Source organism: Wolbachia endosymbiont of Nasonia vitripennis (assembly GCF_048054115.1).
Classification (GTDB): Bacteria; Pseudomonadota; Alphaproteobacteria; order Rickettsiales; family Anaplasmataceae; genus Wolbachia.
The window spans coordinates 1-5,541 of record NZ_JAFEVF010000016.1; the positions used below are offsets into that span (position 1 = coordinate 1).

Consider the following 5,541-nt stretch of genomic DNA (forward strand, 5'->3'; position numbering starts at 1 on the left):
TATCTTACTTTGTTTGCTTGTCAGATCAAGTCTAAACTATTACAGATTACGTGCCTTCTATTTTTAAATAGATTTGAGATTAGATCTGCAATTGGAGCACCAACTGCAAGACCAAGCCACAATATTGCAGTTGCCACACCTAACTCCATTGTATTGAGTTCTAAGTTGCTTAGTAACCTTGGTGCCCACAGCATATTAAGCGCTAAAAATGTTCCAAAAGTAATAGCACCCACTATTGAGGTTATCCAGATATCTCTTAATTTTAGCACTGTTAGTACAGAACATATTACTGTTTTTATAGAGCTCTTTATTGTGTATTCCCCCAAATTTTTTTTTGAAAGTCCTTTCGGATAAAAAAACATAAGTACAAATATCGATACGCCAAATAATATTACGCATACAATAAGATTTTTCCAATCTGCACCTTCGGCAAGCAAGCTAGAGAAGCACATTTGAATCATCAAAGCAGAAAGACTTGAAATTGTCTGCACTAGTGAGAACATCAGTCCAAATTGAGTAAGGGGAAAATATGTGCTACTTACATGAGCAGCGCCAATAAAACCAAACGATGCTCCAATTGCGATCAAAAATTGAGATAAAATTAAATGGGCAAAATTGTCACTCTTGATAAGGACAAAAAAACCAAAGAGCATGATTGACAATGAGAAAAAATAAATTTTTTTGCTGGAAAAAACATTAAACATTGCCCCACTAAAAAATTGTGAGATAGCAAAAGTCCAAGTATATGCTGAATTAGCTAGTGCAACTTGCGCGATTGTGAGCCCAAGTTCTTTTTCAAGATTCACGCTTATAAAGGTGTAGATTATCTGCATATTGCTGAATACAACAATCAAGTTACTGATTAGCCAAATGAACCAAGCTTTATTTTCCATAAGATTTTTTATAAATAGTCCATTGATAATAAACCTCTTTTAGGCTCTGATTATTGTTAAAACAGTTGCAATTATAGTATGATATAAAAGCTATGAAACAACAAATTTGTTGTGAGATTTAATTTGTTAGAGTCTCTACATAATCTCAAGAAAGAAATAAGTTCAACAATCATTACCTATAAGATAAAAGGTGAAAATTTGAAATTATCATGAACTGGCTCATTTTTCTGCCACTTAGATGATGTTTTTTCAAATTGTTGATAAATCAAAGTCAGTTTAGCTATTAATTATTCATCTTTTTTCTAATTATGCAGTGGATCTATTATTAAACCTTTCAATAATACTTTTTATTTTTGCTGCCTCTTCAAACTCTAAATTTTCAGCATGCTTCAACATTTGTTTTTTCAAACTGCTTAGATCATTCTGACTAAAATCCTCAATCACCACTTTTTCCCGTAAAGTATTTGATATAGGCTTTATTATAGTTTTTGGTACAATATTATGCAGTGTATTATGCTCTGTCTGTTTCTTTCTTCTCCTTTCAGTTTCTTTCAGTGCACGATCCATAGAATTAGTAATTTTGTCTGCATATAAAATTACTCTGCCTTCAACATTTCGTGCAGCACGACCTATCGTTTGAATGAGCGAAGTCTCTGATCGTAAAAACCCTTCTTTGTCAGCATCTAAAATTGCAACCAATCCACACTCGGGAATATCAAGACCTTCCCGCAACAAGTTAACGCCAACAAGAACATCTATTTCTTTAGATCTTAATTTGCATATAATTTCAATTCTTTCCAGTGCACCAATATCTGAATGTAGGTAAGTTACTTTCATACTGAGCTCACTCATATGCTCAGCTAGTTTTTCAGCCATTTTTTTTGTCAATGTGGTAATTAGAATACAAAACCCTTTTTTTATCGTCACTTGTGCCTCATGAATCACATCATCAACCTGACTCCCTGTTGGTTTTATGATGCAGATGGGATCTGTCAGTCCTGTTGGGCGGATAACTTGCTCTATAAATGCGTGATTAGTCTTTTCTAATTCATATTTTCCTGGAGTAGCCGAAACGTAAATAGTCTGTGGCCGTATTGCCTCCCACTCTTCCAATTTTAATGGACGGTTATCAAAAGCAGAAGGTAGCCTAAAACCATAATCTATCAATTTCTTTTTACGTGCTTCATTACCGCTATACATTGCACCTATCTGGGGAACGGTTACATGGCTTTCATCAACAAATAAAATTACATCTTTAGGTAAATACTCAAACAATGTAGGCGGTGGATCTCCGGCTTTCATTCCGTAAAGATAACGCGAATAATTTTCAATACCTTTACACACTCCCGTTGCCATCATCATTTCAATATCAAAATTAGTACGCTGCTCAAGGCGTTTTGCTTCAACAATTTTGTTCTGTGAATAGTAATAATCCAGGCGTTCATGTAGTTCTTTTTTAATCAATTGAACTGCTTGCAAAAGAGTCTCACGTGATGTAGTGTAATAGCTATTTGGAAAAATGGTGACTGTATCTATGCGTCTGATAATATTGCCGTTCATGGCATCAATCTCAGAAATTTCCTCTATTTCATCACCAAACAATGATAAACGCCAAGCTTTATTTTCATAATAGGCAGGAAATATATCAATAATATCGCCGCGCACTCTGAAATATCCTCGCTCAAATCTGACATCAGAACGTTTATATTGGAGATTAACTAAATTATTCAGAAAGTCATTAACATGAATCTTATCTCCAGCACTTAAAGTCAAGGTCATGCTGAGATAGCTCTCAGGCGAACCAAGACCATATATACAAGAAACACTCGCAACTACAATCGTGTCCCTACGCTCCAAAAGAGAGCATATAGCAGAATAGCGTAGCATATCAATTCTTTCATTTATTAAAGAGTCTTTTTCAATATAAGTGTCTGTTTGTGGCGAATAAGCCTCAGGCTGATAATAATCATAATAAGAAATGAAGTATCCAACAGCATTGTGAGGGAAAAATCCTCTCATCTCCTCGTAAAGCTGCGCCGCTAAAGTTTTATTATGTGCCATAATTAATGCAGGCCTGTTTGTTCTTGCAATAACATTTGCCATAGTGAAGGTTTTTCCAGAGCCAGTAACTCCAAGCAAAACCTGATCTCTTTTATTACTATTTAACCCTGCAACTAAGTTGTCTATTGCCTGTGGTTGATCTCCAGCTGGCTGAAAATGTGTAACTATTTGAAATTCCATACCTTTATATTTTCATAATGTATTTATTACTATACAATACATTTGCTAGTGTAAATAAGGTATGAAAGAATGAACATAAAAAACTCTATTTTTTCTTTTTATAGAGCCTGCTCCAAATCCTATTGTTGGTTAATACAAAAAACACCGTCAAAATTATAAAGTATGTCACTATTTTTAACCCAAGTTTATGTCGGCGTTCCATTTCTGGCTCTGCTGCCCATTGTAAGAAATTTACCACATCATATGACATACTTTCAACTGTAGCTTGCCTTGCACCATCATATTCTACCATTCCTTCAGAGAGTGGTGGTGCCATAGCTAACCTACCTGTTGAAAAATATGGATTAAAATATAAACCGTTCTCATCGTGTTCACCATTTTGATAACCAATGAGCAGTGAATAGATGTAATTTGCACCATCGTGCCTTGCTTTAACAATGAGTGATAAGTCTGGTGGAATTGCACCATTATTACTTGCTGCAGCTGCTTCTTTTGTATCAAAAGGTGCAATAAAATAATCCGAAGACACTCCCGGCCTATCAAACATTTCACCCAAATCATTTGGACCATCTTTCACTTGGTAAGAGGCTGCAATTTGTTTTACATCCTCTTCGGAAAAACCAACATCTTGCAAGTTACGAAACGCTATTCTATTCATTGAATGGCAAGCAGCACAGACTTCCTTGTATACTTTATAGCCACGCTGAATTGACTCTCTATCGAAAGATCCGGTAATTCCATTAAAACTCCAGTCAATTTTCTTATTTGGTAAAGGTTTAAACTCCTCTGCAGATAGAGAATTAGCGAAAAATAATACACAAAACACAGCAACTTTAACCAATAGCATCACTTCATCTCCGGCACGGAATCGCTTATTGTTTTTGGTAATTTTTTTGGTTTCTCATACTTACTAAGTAAAGGTAAAATTATCACAAAATATGAAAAATAATAAAGAGTTGAAAGCCTACTTAAAGTAATGTAAGGCTCCTTAACTTCTTGTCCCCCAAGCCAGGCAAGAAATGCAAAATTTATTGCAAAAACCCAAAAAAATTTCTTAAATAATGGACGGTAGGAACCACTTTTAACCTTTGATTTATCAAGCCAAGGCAAAAGAAACCACACTAAAATAGATCCAAACATGGTAAGTACACCAATAAGTTTATTTGGAATTGAACGCAGCATCGCATAAAAAGGTAAGAAATACCACTCTGGCACTATATGTACTGGAGTTACCATAGGATCAGCCTCTATATAATTATCAGGATGCCCAAGATAATTAGGGGCATAAAAAACAAATGCAAATAAAATTATAAAAAATAAACCAAAAGTTATGCAGTCCTTTGCTATATAGTAAGGATAAAAAGGAATGGTATCCTTATCTGACCTGACTTCTATTCCACTTGGATTATTAGAGCCAAACCTATGCAGAGCAACAACATGCAACATAGCTAAAGCGATAATAATGAAAGGCATAAGATAATGCAGCGCAAAAAAACGATTAAGCGTTGGATTATCAACAGAGAAACCTCCCCATAGCCATATAACTATTTTATCACCAATTAAAGGTATAGCCGAGAATAAATTAGTTATAACTGTTGCACCCCAAAAACTCATTTGTCCCCATGGAAGAACATATCCCATAAAGGCAGTTGCCATCATTGCAAAAAATATAAATATGCCAATAAACCATACCATTTCTCGCGGTCTCTTATAAGATCCGTAATATAATCCACGCATGATATGAACATAGACCACCATAAAGAAGAGCGACGCCCCAACAGCATGAGTATAACGTATCAGCCATCCATAACTTACGTCACGCATTATACGCTCCACACTATTAAATGCATGATCAACATGCGGAGTGTAGTGCATGGCAAGAAATATACCTGTTATTATTTGTAAAATCAGCGCTATACCAGCTAAAGAACCAAAATTCCAAGCATAATTTAAATTTTTTGGTACTTGATAAGAAGCAGTATGTTTTAGAAAAGAAAATATAGGCAGTCTGTACTCTATCCAACCTAATATACCTTTTTCTTCTATTATTTCTTTTTTGCTATCATCTTCCATAACTTAAAGCTTTGTCATCTTAACTCATTGTATTGTAACAATTTAACGCTAATAAACAATAAAAAGTTTAAGTTTAAAGAGTAGATTTCACAAAAACAAGCACTCAAATTTGAGTGCTTGTTTTAAAGGGACTTTTGATGACATACACCTTTAGATATTGTTGAATTGCTTAATGAACTTCGAGGACATTGATAAAGTTTTTCACAATTACTAAGTGCCGTCTCGAATTTTTTTTCTATAATGTCAAGTTCTCTTTCTTTATTTTTTTCTGCTGTCAAAGGTGAATCGTGTAATAGTTTAGACTTGATCTGACAAGCATGAATTAACTGACAGA

3 protein-coding genes and 2 pseudogenes are annotated in these 5,541 nt (G+C 34.6%); all 5 read right to left on the minus strand.

Annotation, left to right across the window (positions count from 1 at the left end; genetic code table 11):
* Nucleotides 1-44: 44 nt before the first annotated feature.
* Nucleotides 45-893: pseudogene (locus tag JR053_RS03305) on the minus strand (MFS transporter); the annotation flags it as partial.
* A gap of 306 nt (nucleotides 894-1,199) precedes the next feature.
* Nucleotides 1,200-3,134: an excinuclease ABC subunit UvrB gene (gene uvrB, locus JR053_RS03310; protein ID WP_010402971.1), complete on the minus strand. Its 1,935-nt coding sequence runs from the start codon at nucleotides 3,132-3,134 to the stop codon at nucleotides 1,200-1,202.
* Nucleotides 3,135-3,219: 85 nt separating this feature from the next.
* The gene (locus JR053_RS03315) at nucleotides 3,220-3,981 is read right to left on the minus strand and encodes a cytochrome c1 (RefSeq protein WP_010402969.1); all 762 of its coding nucleotides are present in this window, start codon (nucleotides 3,979-3,981) and stop codon (nucleotides 3,220-3,222) included.
* Complete coding sequence (locus tag JR053_RS03320) at nucleotides 3,981-5,207, minus strand: cytochrome b (RefSeq protein WP_010402967.1); 1,227 nt, start codon at nucleotides 5,205-5,207, stop codon at nucleotides 3,981-3,983. Before JR053_RS03320 ends, JR053_RS03315 begins: the two co-directional genes overlap by 1 nt.
* Nucleotides 5,208-5,329: 122 nt before the next feature.
* Nucleotides 5,330-5,541, minus strand: a pseudogene (locus JR053_RS03325) (hypothetical protein); the annotation flags it as partial.

Coding starts and splice junctions, on each gene's coding strand:
- uvrB (WP_010402971.1), bottom strand. CDS start 3,134: ATGGAATTTCAAATAGTTACACATTTTCAGCCAGCTGGAGATCAACCA.
- JR053_RS03315 (WP_010402969.1), bottom strand. CDS start 3,981: ATGCTATTGGTTAAAGTTGCTGTGTTTTGTGTATTATTTTTCGCTAAT.
- JR053_RS03320 (WP_010402967.1), bottom strand. CDS start 5,207: ATGGAAGATGATAGCAAAAAAGAAATAATAGAAGAAAAAGGTATATTA.